Raw genomic sequence first — 20,307 nt, forward strand, 5'->3', positions numbered from 1 at the left:
CGGCTCAGGCGTCCAGCGCCTGGCGCATCTTCCCCAGCACCGCCTTCAGGGCGGCCGGGATTGCCTCGGGACGTTCGGCATTCTCGGCGATGCGATTGACCAGCGCCGAGCCGACGATCACGCCATCGGCCACCTTGCCCACCTCGGCCGCCGAGGCCCCGTCGCGAATGCCGAACCCCACGCACAACGGCAGGTCGGTCATCTCGCGAAGCGGTGCCAGGTGCTCGGCCACATCCTCGGCATTGAGACTTGCCGAGCCGGTCACGCCCTTCAGCGAAACATAGTAGATGTAGCCCTCACCGTGGGCGCATATTGTAGCGGCCCGGGCACGCGAAGTGGTAGGGGCGATCAGGAAGATCGAGGCCAGCCCGCGGGACTTGAGCAGCGGACCGACCTCGTCGGCCTCCTCCGGCGGCATGTCGACGATCAGCACGCCATCGACACCGGCCCCAACGGCCTGGTCGGCAAAGGCCTCGAGGCCGATGCGCTCCACCGGGTTGAGGTAGCCCATCAGCACCACCGGGGTCTCGCCGTCGGTCTGGCGAAACTCGCGCACCATCTCGAACAGGTGGGAGAGCCGCACGCCGTGCCTGAGGGCACGCTCACAGGCCTTCTGGATTACCGGCCCGTCGGCCATGGGGTCCGAGAACGGCACCCCGAGCTCGATGACGTCGGCCCCCGCTTCCACCAGGGCATGCATGAAGCCGACGGTGTGCTCGGGCGCCGGGTCACCGGCGGTGATGTAGGGAATCAGCGCGCGGCGCCCCTCGGCCTTGAGCGCGGCGAAGCGTTGGTCGATACGATTCATGGTCTGGGCCGTCATCTAGAATTCGATCCCGTCGATCTTGGCGACGGTCATGATGTCCTTGTCACCACGACCGGAGAGGTTGATCACGATGTTCTGGTCAGGGCGCATGGTGGGCGCCAGCACCTTGGCATAGGCCAGGGCATGGGCCGTTTCCAGCGCCGGCATGATGCCCTCGACGTGGGTCAGCTCGCGGAAGGCCGCCAGCACGTCATCGTCGTTGGCGGCCACGTAGTTGACCCGCCCCACGTCCTTCCACAACGCATGCTCGGGGCCGACGCCCGGGTAGTCCAGGCCCGCCGAGACCGAGTGGGTATCGGAGACCTGGCCGCCCTCGTCGGACATCAAATAGGTGCGGTTGCCATGCAGCACGCCGCGCGGCGCACCGGACGCCAGGGGCGCGGCATGGCGGCCGGTCTCGACGCCGTCGCCGCCCGCCTCGACCCCGTACATGACGACGTCGTCGTCCTCAACGAAGGGATAGAAGAGGCCCATGGCGTTGGAACCGCCGCCTACACAGGCAATCAGCGCATCGGGCAGCTTACCGAACTCCTCGAAGGACTGGCGGCGCGCCTCACGCCCGACCACCGCGTTGAAGTCGCGGACCAGCATCGGATAGGGGTGGGGGCCAGCCACGGTGCCAATGATGTAATAGGTGGTGTCGACGTTGGTCACCCAGTCGCGAAGCGCCTCGTTCATGGCGTCCTTGAGCGTGCGGGTGCCGGATTCCACCGGGATGACGTTGGCCCCCAGCAGGCGCATGCGATAGACGTTGAGCTTCTGGCGCTCCACATCGGCGGCCCCCATGTAGACATCGCACTCCAGCCCCAGCCGCGCTGCCACGGTGGCGGACGCAACGCCGTGCTGCCCTGCCCCGGTCTCGGCGATCACTCGCGGCTTGCCGGTCTTCTTGGCAAGCAGCGCCTGGCCGATGGTGTTGTTCACCTTGTGGGCACCGGTGTGGTTGAGGTCCTCGCGCTTGAGCCAGATCTGTGCGCCACCGAGCTGCTTCGACCAGCGCTCGGCATGATAGAGCGGTGACGGGCGGCCCACGAAATGGGCCAGGTCGTAGTCGAATTCCGCCAGGAAGGCCGGGTCGTCACGAAGACTCAGATAGGTCTTCTCCAGCTCATCCAGGGCGAAGCTCAGGGTCTCCGAGACGAACCGGCCGCCGTAGGCGCCGAAATGGCCGCGGGCATCCGGCAGTCGGGTCAGGTCACTGAACTTGCTCACGAAAGACACCTCACAGGGTCGCCAGAAGGGGTGTAGGGGAACAGGGTGAAATCAACAGGGCTCAAGCGTCGAATCGCGCGTCATCGGCCCGGCGCACGGCCCGCAGGAAGGCCGCCATGCGGGCGGCATCCTTGATGCCGGGCGCGGCCTCGATGCCACCGGAGACATCCACGGCGAACGGGGCCACGGCCGCGATCGCCTCGGCCACGTTGTCCGCCGACAGGCCTCCGGCGAGGATAACAGGTTTTGCCAGGCCTGCGGGGATTCGCGACCAGTCGAAGGTCTCGCCGGTGCCGCCCGGCACGCCCGGCCGGTAGGCGTCCAGCAGCAGCGCCCGCGCCCCGCCGTAAACCTCGGCGGCGGCGTGAAGGTCGAGGCCATCGCGCATGCGCAATGCCTTGATCCAGGGGCGGCCAGCGGCCTCGCAGTCGGCCGGCGACTCGTCGCCATGGAACTGCAGCAGGTCCAGGTGCTCGGCCGAGCGTGCCACCAGCCCCGGGTCCGGGTCGACGAACAGCCCGACCCGGGTAACGAAGGCCGGCACCCGCTCACTCAGTTCGGCGAGTCGCTGCTCATCCAGGGCCCGCTTGCTGCCCGGCCAGAGCACGAAGCCCAGGGCATCGGCGCCCGCGGCCACCGCGGCGTCGACATCCTCGGGACGCGTCAGGCCGCAGAACTTAACTCGCGTGCGCCCACTCATGTCGCCTCCTGCTCGGCGGCCACCGGCCTGCCGCGGCGAAACTCGACCATCGGGCAGTCGGGCAGCGGCCGCTCCCCGGTCCACTCGCCGAGGAAGGCCAGCAGGTTGGGGCCCAGCGGCTCCCGCGGCAGCCCCCACGCCTCATCGTAGAGCGAATCGACGAAGTGCAGGCCGCAGGCCGGGGCGGTGACATCGGCGAGCCGCCGGTCCTTCAGCGCCATCAGCTCGCTCAGGTAGTCATCGCCGCGCTCGCCGCGCCCCACCGAGACCAGGGCACCGACGATATTGCGGATCATGTGATGCAGGAAGGCATTACCCTGGACGTCGATGACCACCAGCGGGCCGTGTCGGTGCACCTCGATGAAGTGGAGGTGGCGCCAGGGGGTCTTCGACTGGCAGCCGGCGGCCCGGAAGCTCGAGAAGTCATGCTCGCCCACCAGTGCCTGGGCGGCCCGGTGCATGCCCTCGGCATCCAGGGGGTCACGACACCAGGTGGCGTTGGCCCGTTCCAGCACCGGGCGGCTCGGCTGGTTGAGGATCACGTAGCGGTAGCGCCGCGCCAGGGCCTTGAAGCGGGAATGGAAGGCGTCGGGGACCGGCTTCACCCAGCGCACGGCAACATCGCGTGGCAGGTTGGCATTGACGCCGAATACCCAGGCCTTCTGCGAGCGAGGCACCGGGGCATCGAAGTGGATGATCTGGCGGGTGGCGTGGACACCGGAGTCGGTGCGGCCGCTGGCATGCACGGTGATCGACTGGTTCGCCACCTTGGCCAGTGCGGCCTCCAGCGCCGCCTGCACCGAGGGGGCATGCTTGAGGCGCTGCCAACCGCAGTAGGCGCTACCGTCATACTCCACCCCCATGGCCAGGCGGCCGGTCAGGGGGTGGCGGTCATCAAGGGATCGGAAAAGGGTCATTCGGCCTCATTGCACGGATTGGTCCAGCAATTCGCGGGCCTCCTGCCGGGCATCCGGGTCGTCGGACTCGTCGATCAGGCTCTCGAGCAGCGCGCGGGCCTGGCCGTCCTCGCCGGCGTCCAGCAGACGCCGCGCCTCGGCCAGCGTCGACGCGGAGGAAAGCGCCGCGGAAAAGTGGGCATTATCCCGCGACAGCGGCGGGAAGGCCACCTCCTCGACGTCCCACTCCTCGGGCATGCCGCGTTCGGCCCTGATGCCGGGCATGGCATCCGCTGACTCGCTGTCTCCGCCACCGGACGAGGTGAACTCCACGCTGGGCTGCATGGGCGTCTCCTCGCGGGGCGCCGGGCGCTCCTCCAGCGCCGGCGGACGATAGTCGATGATCTCGCGGCCGTCATCCGCCTGGCGAGTGGCCAGAGGAACGCTTTGCAGTTCCTCGGCGACGTCGGGCTCCTGGTCGCCCGGCGCCTCCTCGGGTCGCTCGACCTCCCCGGGCGCTTGGCCGTCCAGATCGGATGGCGCGCCGACATCCGGCCGCGGGGCGTCATCCTCCTGCGGTGCCGCTTGCGCTTCTGGCTCCAGCTCAGGCGGACGATAGCGCGCCAGCGGATCGCCCTGATCAGTGCCCGAGGCGGTCTCCTCGTGCAACGCCCGGATTTCCGGGGTCTCCCTCGGTGCCTCGCCGGAGGGGTTCTCGCGAGAGGCGGTTTCGCGAGAAGAAGTTTCAGAAGAGGCGGGGTCGCGAGAAGAGGATTCACGAGAGGGTTCCTGGCGAGGCGTCGCGCCGTCCTGGCCGGGCTCGTCTTGGACAGGCTCGTCCTGGGCCTGGGCATCATCTGGCGTGTCGTGTGCATCGAAGCGGCGCGGGGGCAGCTCGTCGGCCACAGGGAAGACGGCCCGGTCGGCAGGCGTCTCCGCCACGGGTTCTGCTGCCTTGGCGGACGGGGCGCTGCGGACATGGCGCTCCATCAGCCGGGCGACCTCGGCCTGGAGTTCCGGGTCTCCGCCGGCGCGCAGCTGCTCGGCCTGGCGCGCGGCCGCCGCATGATCGCCCTGCTCCAGCTGCACCCGCAGCAGCTTGAGCCTCAGGTCATCGCGCCCGGGCTCCCGTGCCAGGCTGGACTCCAGCAGTTCTCGCGCCTGGTCGTAGCGCCCGTAGGCGATGAAGATATCGGCCTCGCTGATCGCCTCGGCCTCGGGCATGGACGCCCGCACCGGCGCCTCGCTCTTCTCGTCGCGGAGATCGGCCTGCTGCGCCTTCGCCTGGGGGCTGCCCGGCACCACCACGCCACTGGCTGCCGGGTCCACCGGGCGCGCCTCGTTGAACACCGGCGCCGGCTCGCTCTCCTCGCGGCGGCGGTGTCGCACCAGGGCCCACAGCGCCAGCAGCGCCGCCAACCCGGCCCCTCCCAGCATCAGGTTGCGGTCGGTACCGCCCTGGTAGAGCGCGCCCCACCAGGGCGCCTGCTGGGAAGCGTCCGGCTCGCTGCCGGGGGCCACCACCCCACCGGCGCCCGGGGCATCGGCACCCTGCCCCCCGGCACTCAGGGCGGCCAGCTGGTCGCGCATGGCGTCCAGCTCCTCACGCAGGTCGCCAAGCTGGGACTGCAACTCGTCACGCTCGCTGCGAACCGCCTCCAGGGCCTGACGGTTCTCTAGCCACCGCGCCTCGAGGCGCAGCAGCCGCTGGTCCTCGGTGAGCTCGCCGCCGCCCTGGATCAGCGCCAGCACTTCGGGGTCGATGAACGGCCCCTCGCCTTCGCTGTCCGCGGGCATGGCCAGGGAGGCGGCAGCCGCCTCCTCCTCCTCTTCCTCCTCCAGCGGCGCACCGGCGGACGACTCACCCTCCTGCCGGGCCGAGATGCCCTCGGCCGGCACCACGTCCTCGGCGGCCACCTCGGCATCGCTGAGCAGCGTCAGCCGCTGCCCCGCTTCGCCAGCGGCGTCCTCGTCGTTGGCGGCAGCCTCGCTGGACGCCGTCTCGACGTCCTGAGGCTGGGCCTCGCTGGTCGGTTCCGCCGATGCCCCCTGCTGTGCCGGCGCGCTGGCCACGGCCGACGCCGGGGCATCAGAGGGACCCCCCAGCGCAACCCGAGCCGGTGCCCCGCTGCCACGGTTGGCCCAGGCCTGGTTCATGGCCTGGACGACGCGCTCGGCATCGGCGGCGGAGCGTGCCGCGATCGCCTCGCGGGACGGCACCACCAGCGTGAAACCCGCCCGCATGGCATTGATGTTGTCGGAGGGAAAGACCTCCGGGTTGGCCTCCACCAGGGCGACCATCATCTGGTTCCTGCTGATGCCGCTGTCCGGCCGCAGCCGGCCGGCCACCGACCAGAGGGTGTCGCCGCTGCGCACCCAGGCGGGATCCCCCGAGCCGGCGCTGGAGGTGCGGGCCACCGGGCGGGACGAAGCGTCCTCCGTCGGGGCGGGCGCGCGGGTGGAAGATGTGGCCTCCCGCGGCGCAGTCGAGGACGCCGCGACCAGAGCCGGAAGCTGGTCATAGTTCGGCGGGTCGAGCAGCAGGGTCACCTCCCGCAGCTGCTGGCCGCCCGGCCAGTCGAAGCGCAACAGCAGGTCGACCCAGGGCTCACGCACGGCCCGCTCGCTGCTCAGGTCGACCACCAGGCGCCCCTGGCGTCTCGCCACGTCCATCTTCACGCTGGCGGCCAGCGGGGTGCGGGGCAGGCCGGCCGCCGAGAAGGCGCGCTCATCGGCCACCGAGACATTGAGCAGCTCTGGCTGCAGGCCACTGCTGTCGGTCAAGGGGATGCTCGCCCGCAGCGGCGCATTGAGCGTCGAGTTCACCTCGGCCTCCCCCAGGCCGAGGGCCAGCGCCAGCGGGCTGGCGGCGGAGAGCGAAAGCAGCATGGCGAGTGTCAGCTTGCGTTTCATCGGGTTCCCTTGCGTCGTTCCACTGCGCCCCGCCGACCCGGCGGTGCCTGGTAGTATATTCTTAGTGATTATGATGACTATGTATCACATTCCCTGCACCGGTACCCTCCCGGAACACTAGCGGCAACCATACATTCAACATAAGCCATTGATCGCTCAACATGCGAATGCGTGCTTACCAACGAAAGCGGGACACCACCAGGGCGTCCCGCTTTCGTTCACGCGGTCATGAACCGCCGCATGGGGCTTACTGCTCGCGCAGGATCTTCAGCATGCGCTTGAGCGGCTCGGCCGCACCCCACAGCAGCTGGTCACCGACGCTGAAGGCGGAGAGGTATTCGCCGCCCATGGCCAGCTTGCGCAGGCGACCCACCGGCACGCTCAGGGTGCCGGTGGCGGCGGCCGGCGTCAGGCCATCGATGGTGGCGTCCTTGTCGTTGGCAATCACCTTGACCCAGTCGTTGTGGCGAGCCAGGCGATCCTCGATCTCGTCGATCGGGACATCCTTCTTGAGCTTGATGGTGAAGGCCTGGCTGTGGGAGCGCATGGCCCCGATGCGCACACAGAGCCCGTCGATGGGGATCGGGTTGTCCTGAAGGCCGAGGATCTTGTTGGTCTCCACGGAGCCCTTCCACTCCTCCTTGCTCTGGCCGTTGTCGCGCTTGACGTCGATCCAGGGCAGCAGGCTGCCGGCCAGCGGGGCACCGAAGTTGTCGGTGGGGAAGTCGCCCGAGCGCATCGCCGCGGTGACCTTGCGATCGATGTCGAGGATGGCGCTGGCCGGGTCGGCCAGCTCGTCGGCCACACTGTCACGCAGGCTGCCCATCTGGGTCAGCAGCTCGCGCATGTGCTTGGCGCCGGAGCCGGAGGCGGCCTGGTAGGTCATGGAGGTCATCCACTCGATCAGGTCCGCCTCGAACAGCCCACCCAGGCCCATCAGCATCAGGCTGACGGTGCAGTTGCCGCCAACGAAGGTCTTGGCGCCCTTGGCCAGCTGGGCATCGATGACGTTCCGATTGACCGGGTCGAGGACAATGGTGGCGTCATCCGCCATGCGCAGGGTGCTGGCGGCATCGAGCCAGTAGCCCTTCCAGCCGCCCTGGCGCAGGTCGGCGTAGACCTTCTCGGTGTATTCGCCGCCCTGGCAGGTGACAACGACGTCCAGCGCCTTGAGGGCGTCCAGGTCGAAGGCATCCTTCAGCGGGGGCACGTCGACGCCGACATCGGGGCCCTCCTGGCCGACCTGGGAGGTCGTGAAGAAGGTCGGCTCGATGCCCTTGAAATCGCCATCCTCGAGCATCCGCTGCATCAGCACGGAACCCACCATGCCACGCCAACCGACAAAACCGACTTTCAACATGTGAAGCCCTCCAGAAATCGAATGTGGGGGCATTATACACGAGCCACCCACCCCTCGCAGACGACGATCAGCCCCGGACAGCGCAGGTGTGGCCAGCATCTAGCGCTGGCTTCACCCGCCAGGGCACGCATTTTGTAACAGTTCTTGACAATATGGCGGCATAAAGTAAACTTATGTAACATGCATCGAGCGCCAGCAGCATGGATATGGATGGCATCGAGCGCCAGCGGCATCTATGTAGAGGGCATCAAGAGCCCACGGCAAGGCGGGTCAGGGGCCTCACTCGGCATTCCGCCCATCCATTGACGCACATGGACAAGACCCCACCGAAGGGGGGCTCAGGATATGCACCACGATCTCGCCGTCCCTGCCGCCCGGAACGTTCCGGGCATCGAGGAGAAACGCGGGCACTTTAGAGCCGCCGTGCCGCGTTACCACTACAGCACCTACGGCCTCGTGCTCAGCTCGCAGTTCGAGCTCCCCGAACTTCGCGGCACCGAGCCCACGCCCACCCCCGATATCGAAATACTGGCCGACTCCTTCCCTGAAGATCCGAACAAACCTGGCGTTGGCGACATCGACCGGCAGGGTTCCGCCGACTGCTCCCAGTTCGTCTTCGAAGGGGTCGCCCGTTATCGAATCGAACAGGGAAAGCGTATCCTGATCGACCGGCGCGTGTTGAAGACCCGCGGGACCGGCACGCCTGAAAGGGACCTGCGAGGCCATCTGCTGGGCAGCGCAATGGGCACCCTGCTGCACCAGAAGCACTGGCTTCCCCTCCACCTGAGCGCCCTGGAGACGCCGGACGGCATCTGGGGATTCACCGGCGCTCCCGGCGCAGGAACATCGACACTGGCTGCCTGGCTGCATTATCACCACGACTGGCCACTGTTGACAGACGAGGTCGGCGTCATCAAGCCGGATGAGGCACTCCCCTACCTGCACCCGGGCCCACCCAGGCTCAAGCTCTGGAAGGATGCCCTGGCCAGCCTGGGGTTCGATCATCACAGCCTCAGCAGGGATCTGACACGAAGCGGCAAGTATCACCTCATTCGACGCCGCGGATTCCACACCTACGCCCAGCCGCTGAGGGCCCTCGTCCTGCTGGAGCATGCCGAAAAGGGCACCGCCGCCAGCCTGGAGCCCCTCGAAGGCCTGGAGGCCCTCGAGGTCGTCATGGCGTCCCTCTACCTACCGGAGTGGGGGCAGGCATTGAACGGCCCGGCGCGGCTGAGGACCTACGCCTCCGAGCTGGCTCAGCGCATCCAGGTCTATCGCTATCGCCGTCCCTGGACGCTGGACGACATGGAGCAGAGCCTGGCGCCGCTGGTGCAACGGATTCATGAGCGCGCGAGTCATGACGCAACTTGAGTCACACCAGCTCGGCGCCGGAGCATGAGGAGATCAACGCTTCTCGAAGGCGGCCAGCACGGCGTCCCCCCAGGTCGCCCCCCCCTGTTCAAGACTTAAAGTTTTCATCCTTGGCCACCCGGGTATTGGGATTACAGTATATTAACAATTGGGGCGTAGCTAAGGCGGAGAGCAATCATGCCAGGCACCAGAGATCTACCTGCACTGGACTTCCCTCCGGTATCGCCACTGCCGAACAGGCGCCGAAACTCATCACCTCCTCATTGTTTCCGTTTCTACGCCACCTACGGGCTGACGATCGCTTCACAGCTTGAGCTTCCCGAGCTCGAAGCGCTGCCGCCTGAAGCGAGCCCCGACATCCACATTCGCATCGGCGAAGTGGCTGGCCACCTTGAAGAGGCAGAGTTCAGCACGCCCTGGCTCCAGTGCAGCGGCAATTGCTGCCAGTTTCTCCTCGATCGCATCGCGCGCTATCGCGTCGAGCAGGGCATGAGTATCCGCGTCGATCGCCGGCTGGGGCCCGCGTGCGGGTCGACGACCGACGAGGGTGACCTGCGCGTCTACCTGCTGGGAAGCGCCCTGGGCGCACTGCTCCACCAGCGACACTGGCTGCCCCTCCATATCAGTGCGGTACAGACCCCGGCTGGCGTCTGGGGCTTCACGGGAGACTCCGGGGCAGGCAAGTCAACCCTCGCAGCGTGGCTGCACTATCGATACGGCTGGAAGCTGGTCAGCGACGATGTCGGGGTGATCAGGCCCGAGGAGACGCCCCCCACCCTCTATCCGGGGCCCCCTCGCCTCAAGTTATGGAAGGACGCCCTGGAACGCCTGGGCATCGATCGTCAGGGCCTGGTCCGGGACCTGACACGCACGGAAAAATTTCATCTGAACCGGCACCTGGGGTTCACCCACGACAGCGAGCAACTGAAAGCGCTCGTGATGCTGGAGCGAGTGCCCGCCGATGAAAAGGCCTCCATCGAGCCAGTCGAAGGCGTCGAGGCCTTCAGGATTGTGATGTCGGCCCTCTACCTGCCGGAGTGGGGGCAGCGCTTCAATGGTCCTGCCCGGCTGATGCAATATGGCGCCGACCTGGCGCGGCAGATCCGGGTCTATCGCTACCGGCGGCCCTGGTCGCTGGAGAAGGTCGAGGAGAGCCTGACCCCGCTGATGCACCATATCCATGAGCGAGCGGGACATGCCAGCTAAACTCGATCGACCCGACGCCACGCTTCGCCTGCTGATATTGCTGGCCAGGCTGGAGCTGTCCGAGGCTCAGCGAGAGGCAGCCCTGACCCTCTGCAGCGGCATCCAGGCCTGGCATGAGGTGGCGAGGCGGGCAGAACGGCAGCTGGTGCTGCCCTTGGTGTATCGCCACCTGCACGAGCTGTCGCCGCCGACGCTGTCACCGGCCGATGCGGCTCACCTGCGTCAGCGGGCCCTGAGCCTCGTTCAGGTCAACCTGCTCGTCGCCGGCGAACAGCAGCGCCTGGTTGGCGAAATACTGGATCCCCTGGATATTCCCTACCTCTTCTTCAAGGGGCCGGCTCTGGCGGCCCGCTACTATGATGAACCAGCCATGCGATCCTGCCGGGATATCGACCTGCTGGTGCCACGCCACCGCTGTGTCGAGCTGCTGGAATTCGCCCTGCGGCATGGCTATCGGCCACTCGCCCCGGAAGCCTTGACACCCGACAGGCAGAGTCTCGAGTTTGCCCTCCGCGCGAAAACCGTGGTGTCTCTTGTCTCTCCCTCAGGCGTCTGTATCGAAGTCCACCATGAGATCGACCGAGGCACCGGGATCTACCAAAGCGACGCGCTCCTCGACAGCCGGGTCGCCCACCAGGCCGGTGGTGCCCTGCTGTACTCGATGCCGACCAGCGAGCTGTTTGTCTACATCTGCCTGCATCACACGCGTCACTACTGGTCACACCTTCACTGGCTGGTCGACCTGGATGCCATCCAGCGCCATCCTGACTTCGATGCGGCAGCGGCCTACGCCTGCGCAGAGCGCCGGGGCCTGGCGTCCACGTTCAATGCCTGCCTGGAATTCTACCGGGCGCTCGCCGCCCCCGAGCCCGAACACTCATTGCACCTCAGCCCGCGCAGCCGCGAGATGCTCGAGGCCTGCTTCACGACGCTGCAGGGCGGGCTCGAGGCCGAACTGGCACTGCGCCGCCAGCGACCCACCCGGCAGTTCGGCTTCACCTGGCAGACGACCCTGGCCAATCGGTGGACAAGCCGCCTCAGGAAATGGGCCAGCCCGCTGCAGCCGGGTTATATCGATTACCAGTTCCTCCCATTGCCATCCCGTTGGCAGTGGCTCTACTACGCCATACGGCCCTACCGCGCCCTGGCCAAACGCCGTCGAGCCCGGTGGCCCGCACAATGATTCCTTCCCCGCGAACCATCCTGGAGCCCCTCGGCACCCTTCGCCGGGTTCTGCCACTGCTCTGGGCCAGCAGTAGCAAGTGCGCCCTGCTCACCACCTTCCTCATGGTGCTCGAGGTCGGTTTCGGCCTGGCGGCGCTCTATCTGCTCAAGCAGCTGGTCGATCTGGTCACGACCCTGCTGGGCGATGAGGCCACCGCGGCCCAGGGCATGGAGCAAGTCCTGGGCTATGTTGCCCTCACCGGGGGAGCGACCCTGGCTTTCATGGTGACCCGCGCCCTATCGAACCTGGCCAAGGAAGCGCAGGCCCTGCTGGTGGCTGACTACATCGACGGCAAGGTCCATGAGCGTGCCGTCAGTGCCGACCTGGCCTTCTATGAGAGCCCACGCTATTTCGACACGCTAGAGCGGGCTCGGGAGTCAGGCAACCAGCGCCCCGCCCAGGTCATCGGCAACCTGATGATGCTGTCGCGAAATGGCCTCATGCTGGCGGCGGTCGTTGTCCTGCTCGTTTCGATCGACTGGCTGCTGCTGCCTGTCCTGTTGGTGGCCATCCTACCGGGGCTGCTGGTGCGCCTTCACTTCACGCGACACCTCTATGACTGGCAGCGCCGTCGGACGCAGATGGAGCGGAAAGCCAGCTACCTCGATTGGCTGATGACCTCCAACCTGCACGCCAAGGAACTGCGCATCTACCAGCTGGGCGACCACCTGCGGGCTCAATACGCCAAGCTGCGAGGCCAAATTCGCCGGGAGCGCCTGCAGATCACCCAGCGACGCACCCGCCTCGAAGTGGTCGTCGGCAGCGCCGCAGCCATCGCCTTTTTCACCAGCCTGGCCTACCTGGCCTGGCAGACCGCGGAAGGACACAGCAGTGTCGGCGACCTAGTGCTGTTCATGCTGATCTTCCAGCGCGCCCAGACCATGGGACAGGAGCTGGTACAGCAACTGTCCAAGCTCTATGAGGACCACCTCTACATGGGGCTGCTGTTCGAGTTCCTGGATATTCGCCCCGAGATCGCTGAGCCGAACCACCCGGCGGCGGTACCAGAGAGCCTTCGCGAAGGCATCCGCTTCGAAAAGGTCGGCTTCCAGTACCCCGGATCGGCTGAGCCGACCCTGAGCGATATCGACCTCAGTATCCGCCCTGGCCAGGTCGTCGCGCTGGTGGGCGTCAACGGGTCGGGAAAGACCACCCTGATCAAGCTGCTGTGCCGGCTCTACGACCCCGCCCAGGGCCGCATCACCCTCGATGGCGTCGATATCCGGAACTACAGCCCGGAGCAGTACCGCAATCTGTTCAGCGTCATCTTCCAGGACTACTCCCAATATGCAGCGAGCGTGAAGGAGAATATTCACTTCGGTGACATCCAGTCTTCCGGCGAGCAACCCTCGATCATGACGGCAGCCATCAACGCCGGCGCCGACGATTTTATCAGCAGGCTACCGCGCGGTTATGATACCCCTCTTACCCGAATGTTTGACGAGGGGCAGGAGATCAGCATCGGGCAGTGGCAGAAGCTCGCCCTGGCACGCGCCTTCCTGAGAAAATCGACGTTCATCATACTCGACGAGCCGACCAGCTCGCTGGACCCCGAGGCCGAGTTCGAGATGTTCGAGAACTTCCGGGAGCGAATCAATCATCGCGGCGCCCTGATGATCAGCCATCGGCTGTCCACCGTCAGGATGGCCGACTATATCTATGTGATGGATCAAGGCAGAGTCTGTGAAAGTGGCACGCACGAGGAGCTGATCCGCAAGCGCGGCACCTACTGCAAGCTGTTCAACAAGCAGGCATTTCATTATCGGGATGCCGAGGTATAGGGACGAGAGACAGCCTGGACAACAAAAGAGCCGGGAGCCGGGCTCAATTCCCGACTCCCGGCTCCAAGCCAAGGCCAACTCTCTGCAGTTACACCCTATACAGTTACACCCTGCAGTTACACCCTGCAGTTACACCACCACCCCTCTACAGCCTCACCACCAGTTCCTCAGCCTCCAGCTGGGCGATAAAATCGAGTACTTCATTTTCGCAGGCATCGCGCTCAACCGAAAACTCTCGCATCAGCTGATCGCAGATCGCAGATACAGTGATCTGGTCTTCCATCAGGTCCCAGATTCGTCTGCCGACGACGGGCACCCCATAGTACATCCCCCTGCTGACGCTGAAGAGAACGAGATCATCCCCCACGCGGGAGGCAAGGGGCGACGGGGATCGCTGCACGCAGCTTTCGATATCCAACTGGCTTTTCATATTCAACTGAGTCTGCATATCACAGCACCCGATCATGAAGTCACGACCCATGGCAAAGATGACATCCCTGTCAATGACTCTAGCTCCCGACTATCAGGAGCCGCCGCCTCCCGGAACATTGGCTCGTCCCGACATCATTTCTGCCGGTACATTGCGACCTCCGGAGAAAGTCTGATCGACGCTCATGCGTGATAGCTCCGGTGTCACCCACTCGCTTTTCCCGGCGGTCTCTTGAGTCACTTCCGGTGTCTGCTTCATCTCACGTCACTCCATCGTTGCCCTTAGCCTGCACTCGTCTGACCATTCCGCCGGCCATACGAGTCCCCAAACAGCCGAACGCTATTTTTCACAAGGATGCGTAGAGCTGTGTTAAATATCGTAACTCCGGGGCAGCCGGTCAACGCCTTTCGCCTAGCGCTTAAGTCATAGTAAGAAAGCATGTGTAACCTGGTCATCAAGCAGATGGCATGTATCGCCTCCACAGATGCCAGGCCTGTACCGCCGAACACAGCGAAATGAAATCGGAAAGTTGAGCATCATTCATGCCGCCACCGGGCGCCTGAGCCAGGCGTTCCCGAAACGCCGCCATCTCCAGCCACTCACACGGCAGCTGAAACGCCTGCCGCTCAGCGGCCGATGCCAGGAGTCGCCAACACTCCTCACGAATGGCCATGCGCTTCCTCTCGTTGGCGTTATCGTTCTTGCCCAGGCCGGGAGGGAGACGCTGGCCGATGGCATCGCGATAAAGCCGCCGAGGCTGCCCCTGTTCCCAGAGAAGCTCCGGAGGAAGCCCCAGGGTATAGTCCAGCAGGCGCCGGTCGGTGAGGGGGTAGCGATAGAGCAAGCCATGCTCAGCCGACCAGTGTGCCCAGGTCGACATGCGGCTGCCCAGGTGCCCATGGTGCATCAGCAGGCACTGCATGCGTCCGGGGTCGGGATAGATTCGCCAGGCCGCCCCGCGTCGGATCGCGGCCTGAGGAAAGCGCTCGATCAACGCCTGGCGATACAGCGGCGTCGGCCCTCCAGCATCGTCATAGGGTGAGTAGCGTTCGAAGAGCGCATCGGGAAGGCAAGGCACGACGCCCTGCTGCCAAAAGAAGCGCGCCATCTTGCGCGGGCGCCTGAGGCCCCCCGCCGCCTCCCGGGTCAGGCTCAGCAGCTTCCCCCACCGACCGCGCCTGAGCAGATAACCCGGGTAGCCTCGGATACCGAAGGTGGCCGACTCGTCCCCTCCCCATCCCGAGAGCATGACGCGCACATCTCGCTTCGCCGCCACACGCATCACGCCAAGCTCCTCGAAGACATCGACGGTGCCATCCACCGCCATGTCCCGCTCCAGATACGCCAGGAAATCAGCCCCGGTGGTGGTGCCATAGTGGCACTCCAGCGCCTCCTGTCGACAGATCCGCGCGATGACCTCACGCTCGTCGCGTCGCCCGGCTCCCGGCAGGGGGTATTGGGACGACACGGGCGGGGACCAGGTATAACAGCTATCGAGGCGACGACCCCGGTCCTGCATCAGCTGGCTGGCCAGGACCGTCACGCCACTCGAGTCGAGCCCACCGCTGAGGTGTGAGCCCACCCCTTCTGTAACGTCCAGGCGATCGCCCACCGCCTGCATCAGCAGCTCATGAAAGTGCTCGACGTAGTCCTCGCGACGAGCGTAACGTACGCTGGCAGCCTCCTCCGGGGACCAGTGCGTATCCAGGGTCAGCCCCTGCTGATCGACGCGCAGCACACGACCGGGGGGCAGCGGGTAGACGTCTCGAAAGAAGCTGATGTCATGGCAATCCCCCGGAGAGAGCAGGAAGGCGGCCACGCTTGACTCGTCGATCGCCGGGGAGAGGCCGGGCCAGGCCCGGAAGGCGCGTTGATCGGTGGCGAAGCAGAAGCGGTCGCCCTGCCGGAGACAGTAGAGGGGGCGCGCGCCGATATGGTCCCGAGCGCAGAGTAGCGAGCGGTCGTGGGCATCCCACAGCGCAAAGGCAAAGTCACCGACCAGCCGCCTGACACAGTCGGCCCCCCAGCGGCGATAGGCCAGCAGGATCAGCCGGCTGTCCGGAAGGGTGCCGCGACAGCGGCGCTCGATGCCCAACTGGTCACACAGCGCCTCGCGGTTGTCGAGGATCGCATCGGCGACGAGCACGAGCCCGTCTTCCTCAAGCGGCTGGCTCTCGAAGGCGGCGGCAGCTGTGATATCCAGCCGTTGATGGCCAAAGGCACAGCCATCGAGTAGCGTCGAGGATCGCCCGTGATTGCCATAGTGATCCAGCGCCGAGAGCGCCGCCTGGAACGCCTGGGGGTCGACCGGCGCCCCGTCGAGGTGCACACAGCCAAGAATCGCACTCACCGGGCGTGACCTCGCGCCACGGGATTCGCATGGACGAAACAGGAGATCGGTGAATACGCCTCCCCGGTCTCGCCACCCAGCACGACGCCGGATCCGTGACAAATCCAGGCATGTGCCTTGAGCTTCATGCGCTGGTCGGGTGCCCGTTCGGCCAGGGTGCCCAGTACCAGGCTGCTGGCGATACGCCGCCGGCGCAGCATCCAGTGGGCCGCCATGGCGAGCATGAGGCAGGTCAAGCGCCCCCCCAGCCGGGCGTTGATCGACTCGATGCAGCGACAGATGGGCGCAACCCGGGGATCTTCGCCCTCCTCCGCCACGGGGTCGGCGTCGCCCGGCCGCTGCTCACCCAGCCAGGGGGACCAGAAGCGGAAGGGCAAGCCCCGGACCAGGCCCCAGGAAAGCAGGAGCCAGACAGAGGCTTCCAGATACAGACGCTTCCTGGCCCAGGGTAACGCGATGAAACGCCGAAGGGTCTTCATAATGCGTCTGCCGTCTCCGAGCAATCCTCAGCCAACAGCATGACCCAAGCCGGTGCAGCTGGCTACCGTGCCTCGAAGGCCGCCAGCACGGCGTCCCCCATCTCGGCGGTGGAGACGGTGCGGGTACCCTCGGAGGCGATATCGGCGGTTCGCAGGCCATCGTCCAGCACCTGGCCCACAGCCGCCTCGATGCGCTCCGCCAACGCCGGCTCATCCAGCGAGTAGCGCAGCATCATCGCCACCGAGAGGATGGTGGCGAGCGGGTTGGCGATGCCCTGTCCGGCGATGTCCGGCGCGCTGCCGTGGCAGGGCTCGTACATGCCCTGGCCACTCTCGTTGAGCGAGGCGGAGGGCAGCATGCCGATGGAGCCGGTAAGCATGGCCGCGGCGTCGGAGAGGATGTCGCCGAACATGTTGCCGGTGACCATCACGTCGAACTGCTTGGGCGCGCGCACCAGCTGCATGGCGGCGTTGTCGACGTACATGTGCGAGAGCTCGACGTCCGGATACTCCGGCGCCAGGCGCTCCATCACCTCGCGCCACAGGATGGTGACCTCAAGCACGTTGGCCTTGTCGACGCTACAGAGCTTCTTGCCTCGTTTCTGCGCCATCTCGAAGGCCACGCGACCGATGCGTTCGATCTCGCTCTCGGAATAGATGTAGGTGTTGAAGCCCACCCGCTCGCCGTCACGCTCCTCGATGCCGCGCGGCTGACCGAAGTAGATGCCACCGGTGAGCTCGCGCACGATCATGATATCCAGCCCGGCGACCAGCTCGGGCTTGAGGCTGGAGGCGGAGGCCAGCTGAGGATAGGTGATGGCCGGGCGCAGGTTGCCAAACAGGCCCAGCTGCTTGCGCACGCCGAGCAGGCCCTTTTCGGGGCGCTTGGCGAGGTCCTCGATCTTGTCCCACTTCGGGCCGCCCACGGCGCCCAACAGGATGGCGCGAGCCGCCTTGGCCTTCTCCAGGGTCTCGGCGGGCAGCGGCTCGCCGTGCTCGTCATAGGCGGCGCCGCCGAGCAGCCCCTCCTCCACCTCGATATCCAGGCCCCGGGCCTTGCAGGCCGCCAGGATGCGGCTGGCCTGGGCGGTGATCTCGGGGCCGATGCCGTCACCCGGTAGTACCAGAATCTTTTGCGTCATCATTGCTTCCTTGTGGGGTCAGCGCCGGAGCGGGGCTTAACCGGCGACAAGCCTGCGAGGAGGCGCTGTGAACCCATCCCTGGGCGCTACCGATGCCATCCCTGGCATAGGACCTCCTCTTCGGCTTGTCCCCGGCGCCCAGGCCCCGGCAAGAGCAGCCTGATTACGCCATCAAGCCTGAGCGCTATCGCGAAACAGCCAGGGCCGCGCAGCGCGATGCTTCTCCTCGAAGGCGCGGATGGCGTCCTCGTCCTTCAGCGTGAGCCCGATATCATCCAGGCCCTCCAGCAAGCAGTGCTTGCGGAACTCGTCCACCTCGAACTCGAGGATCTCGCCGGAGGGCGTGATCACCCGCTGGTTCTCCAGGTCCACGTCGAGCCGGTAACCCTCGTTCGCCTCCACCTCGGCGAACAGGCGATCGACGCTCTCCTCGGGCAGGGTCACCAGCAGCAGCCCATTCTTGAAGGCGTTGTTGTAGAAGATATCGGCGAAGCTCGGGGCGATCACCACGCGGAAGCCGAAGTCCTCCAGCGCCCAGGGCGCATGCTCGCGGGAGCTGCCGCAGCCGAAGTTGCGCCGCGCCAGCAGCACGCTGGCCCCCTGGTAGCGCGGCTGGTTGAGCACGAAGTCGGGACTCTTCGGGCGCTGCGAGACATCCTGGCCGGGCTGTCCCTCGTCGAGGTAGCGCAGCTCGTCGAAGAGGTTGACGCCGAAGCCGGTGCGCTTGATCGACTTCAGAAACTGCTTGGGAATGATCAGGTCGGTGTCGACGTTGGCCCGGTCGAGCGGTGCGACGAGGCCTTCGGTGCGTTCAAACTTCTTCATGATTCAGGCCTCCTCTAACTGGGCATCGTCATTGGCGGCAAGCTGCCTCACATCCACGAAGTGGCCGGCGATGGCCGCGGCCGCCGCCATGGCCGGGCTGACCAGGTGGGTACGCCCGCCGAAGCCCTGGCGGCCCTCGAAGTTGCGGTTGGAGGTGGAGGCGCAGTGTTCGCCGGCGCCCAGCTTGTCGGCGTTCATGGCCAGGCACATGGAGCAGCCCGGTTCGCGCCACTCGAAGCCCGCCTCGATGAACACCTTGTCGAGGCCCTCCGCTTCGGCCTGGCGCTTCACCAGGCCGGAACCCGGCACCACCATGGCCAACGCGATCGAGTCGGCCACCTTCTTGCCGCGCGCCACCTTGGCCGCCTCGCGCAGATCCTCGATGCGCGAGTTGGTGCAAGAACCGATGAACACCTTGTCGAGGCGGATATCGGTGATCTTCTGATGAGGCGCGAGCCCCATGTACTCCAGCGCCCGGGTGTAGCCACGCTGCATGGTCTCGTCACCGGCCTCGGCGGGATCCGGGACCTCGCCGGAGATGCCGGTGACCATCTCGGGGCTGGTGCCCCAGCTGACCTGCGGCTCGATTTCGGCGGCATCCAGGGTCACCACCTTGTCGAAGGCGGCGTCGGGATCGGAAACCAGATGGCGCCAGTCGGCCACCGCGGCGTCCCACTGCTCGCCCGTCGGGGCATAGTGGCGGTCGCGCAGGTAGTCGATGGTGGTGTCGTCCACGGCGATCAGGCCGACCCGCGCGCCGGCCTCGATGGCCATGTTGCAGACGGTCATGCGGCCTTCCATCGAGAGAGCCTGGATGGCGCTGCCGGCGAACTCGATGGCATAGCCCGTACCGCCGGCGGTGCCGATGCGGCCGATGATGGCCAGCACGATGTCCTTGGCGGTGACGCCGGTGCCGAGTTCGCCCTCGACGCGCACCTGCATGTTCTTCATCTTCTGCGCCAGCAGGCACTGGGTGGCGAGCACGTGCTCCACCTCGGAGGTGCCGATGCCGTGCGCCAGCGCCGCGAAGGCGCCGTGGGTGGCGGTATGGGAGTCGCCGCAGACCACGGTCATGCCCGGCAGGGTCGCGCCCTGCTCCGGCCCCACCACGTGGACGATGCCCTGACGCGGGTCGTTGATCTTGAACTCCTCGATGCCGAACTCGACGCAGTTGTCATCGAGGGTCTGCACCTGGATCAACGACACCGGATCCTTGATGCCGGCGTTGCCCTCGGCGCGCTCCTTGAGCGTGGTGGGCACGTTATGGTCCGGAGTGGCCAGGTTGGCATCGAGGCGCCACGGCTTGCGTCCCGCCAGGCGCAGGCCCTCGAAAGCCTGGGGCGAGGTCACTTCGTGGAGCAGCTGGCGGTCGATGTAGATCAGCGCGGTGCCGTCGCCGCGCTCCTTGACGAGGTGCTGCGACCACAGCTTGTCGTAGAGTGTCTGGCCTGCCATATCGTTTCTCCCGGGCTCTTGGGCCCTTAGTGTCCGGTCTCTCGTTGCCGCCTGTCGTCCTTGGCCGCTCGGCGCTTGGCCACTTGGCCGCTTGGCCGCTTGGCCGCTTGGCCGCTTGGCCGCTTGGCCGCTTGGC

The 20,307-nt window shown here is 66.3% G+C and carries 17 protein-coding genes; 4 read left to right on the forward strand and 13 right to left on the reverse strand.

The features are described 5' to 3' along the window. Positions 1 to 4: 4 nt before the first annotated feature. The 6 genes from trpA to asd form a co-directional block, all read right to left on the reverse strand. Complete coding sequence (gene trpA / locus M8009_RS03650) at positions 5 to 808, reverse strand: tryptophan synthase subunit alpha (protein WP_250059486.1); 804 nt, start codon at positions 806 to 808, stop codon at positions 5 to 7. A 15-nt stretch (positions 809 to 823) separates the two neighbouring features. Continuing rightward, positions 824 to 2,038 carry a tryptophan synthase subunit beta gene (gene trpB, locus M8009_RS03655; RefSeq protein ID WP_250059393.1) on the reverse strand — a complete coding sequence of 405 codons (1,215 nt, stop codon included), beginning with the start codon at positions 2,036 to 2,038 and terminating at the stop codon, positions 824 to 826. 61 nt (positions 2,039 to 2,099) lie between these two features. Beyond that, positions 2,100 to 2,738 (reverse strand): phosphoribosylanthranilate isomerase, encoded by a 639-nt coding sequence (locus M8009_RS03660; RefSeq protein ID WP_250059394.1) that lies wholly within the window; start codon positions 2,736 to 2,738, stop codon positions 2,100 to 2,102. Beyond that, entirely contained in the window at positions 2,735 to 3,655 is a 921-nt protein-coding gene (gene truA, locus M8009_RS03665) for a tRNA pseudouridine(38-40) synthase TruA (RefSeq protein ID WP_250059395.1), read from the reverse strand. The genes M8009_RS03660 and truA overlap by 4 nt, the downstream gene beginning before the upstream one ends. A 6-nt stretch (positions 3,656 to 3,661) precedes the next feature. After that, a complete protein-coding gene (locus tag M8009_RS03670) occupies positions 3,662 to 6,547 on the reverse strand; it encodes a FimV/HubP family polar landmark protein (RefSeq protein WP_250059396.1) in 2,886 nt (961 codons plus the stop codon). Between the two features lie 247 nt (positions 6,548 to 6,794). Continuing rightward, the gene (gene asd, locus M8009_RS03675; protein ID WP_250059397.1) at positions 6,795 to 7,907 is read right to left on the reverse strand and encodes an aspartate-semialdehyde dehydrogenase; all 1,113 of its coding nucleotides are present in this window, start codon (positions 7,905 to 7,907) and stop codon (positions 6,795 to 6,797) included. A 345-nt stretch (positions 7,908 to 8,252) separates the two neighbouring features. On the opposite strand from asd, the gene M8009_RS03680 reads away from it, so the two are divergent. The 4 genes from M8009_RS03680 (at position 8,253) to M8009_RS03695 (ending at position 13,490) form a co-directional block, all read left to right on the forward strand. Next, on the forward strand, positions 8,253 to 9,278 hold the full coding sequence (locus M8009_RS03680) for a hypothetical protein (RefSeq protein WP_250059398.1): 1,026 nt from the start codon (positions 8,253 to 8,255) through the stop codon (positions 9,276 to 9,278). Positions 9,279 to 9,455: 177 nt separating this feature from the next. Further along, positions 9,456 to 10,484 carry a hypothetical protein gene (locus M8009_RS03685; RefSeq protein WP_250059399.1) on the forward strand — a complete coding sequence of 343 codons (1,029 nt, stop codon included), beginning with the start codon at positions 9,456 to 9,458 and terminating at the stop codon, positions 10,482 to 10,484. Then, positions 10,474 to 11,667: a nucleotidyltransferase family protein gene (locus M8009_RS03690; protein WP_250059400.1), complete on the forward strand. Its 1,194-nt coding sequence runs from the start codon at positions 10,474 to 10,476 to the stop codon at positions 11,665 to 11,667. Before M8009_RS03685 ends, M8009_RS03690 begins: the two co-directional genes overlap by 11 nt. A 977-nt stretch (positions 11,668 to 12,644) precedes the next feature. After that, on the forward strand, positions 12,645 to 13,490 hold the full coding sequence (locus M8009_RS03695) for an ABC transporter ATP-binding protein (RefSeq protein ID WP_250059487.1): 846 nt from the start codon (positions 12,645 to 12,647) through the stop codon (positions 13,488 to 13,490). A gap of 145 nt (positions 13,491 to 13,635) precedes the next feature. Here the strand turns inward: M8009_RS03695 and M8009_RS03700 are convergent, their stop codons facing one another. The 7 genes from M8009_RS03700 to leuC all read right to left on the reverse strand — a co-directional run bounded on the left by M8009_RS03700 (position 13,636) and on the right by leuC (position 20,171). Next, complete coding sequence (locus M8009_RS03700; RefSeq protein WP_250059401.1) at positions 13,636 to 13,971, reverse strand: PqqD family peptide modification chaperone; 336 nt, start codon at positions 13,969 to 13,971, stop codon at positions 13,636 to 13,638. 42 nt (positions 13,972 to 14,013) lie between these two features. Further along, a complete protein-coding gene (locus M8009_RS03705) occupies positions 14,014 to 14,178 on the reverse strand; it encodes a hypothetical protein (RefSeq protein ID WP_250059402.1) in 165 nt (54 codons plus the stop codon). Between the two features lie 196 nt (positions 14,179 to 14,374). Beyond that, positions 14,375 to 16,270 (reverse strand): asparagine synthetase B family protein, encoded by a 1,896-nt coding sequence (locus M8009_RS03710; protein WP_250059403.1) that lies wholly within the window; start codon positions 16,268 to 16,270, stop codon positions 14,375 to 14,377. After that, a complete protein-coding gene (locus M8009_RS03715; RefSeq protein ID WP_250059404.1) occupies positions 16,267 to 16,749 on the reverse strand; it encodes a lasso peptide biosynthesis B2 protein in 483 nt (160 codons plus the stop codon). The genes M8009_RS03710 and M8009_RS03715 overlap by 4 nt, the downstream gene beginning before the upstream one ends. A gap of 62 nt (positions 16,750 to 16,811) precedes the next feature. Continuing rightward, positions 16,812 to 17,891 carry a 3-isopropylmalate dehydrogenase gene (leuB, locus tag M8009_RS03720; RefSeq protein WP_250059405.1) on the reverse strand — a complete coding sequence of 360 codons (1,080 nt, stop codon included), beginning with the start codon at positions 17,889 to 17,891 and terminating at the stop codon, positions 16,812 to 16,814. Between the two features lie 171 nt (positions 17,892 to 18,062). Further along, positions 18,063 to 18,716, reverse strand: a complete 654-nt coding sequence (gene leuD / locus M8009_RS03725) for a 3-isopropylmalate dehydratase small subunit (RefSeq protein ID WP_250059406.1) — start codon at positions 18,714 to 18,716, stop codon at positions 18,063 to 18,065. A 3-nt stretch (positions 18,717 to 18,719) separates the two neighbouring features. Next, positions 18,720 to 20,171: a 3-isopropylmalate dehydratase large subunit gene (gene leuC / locus M8009_RS03730; protein ID WP_250059407.1), complete on the reverse strand. Its 1,452-nt coding sequence runs from the start codon at positions 20,169 to 20,171 to the stop codon at positions 18,720 to 18,722. Positions 20,172 to 20,307 lie beyond the last annotated feature (136 nt).

The sequence above is a fragment of the Halomonas gemina genome (assembly GCF_023554995.1).
GTDB lineage: Bacteria > Pseudomonadota > Gammaproteobacteria > Pseudomonadales > Halomonadaceae > Halomonas > Halomonas gemina.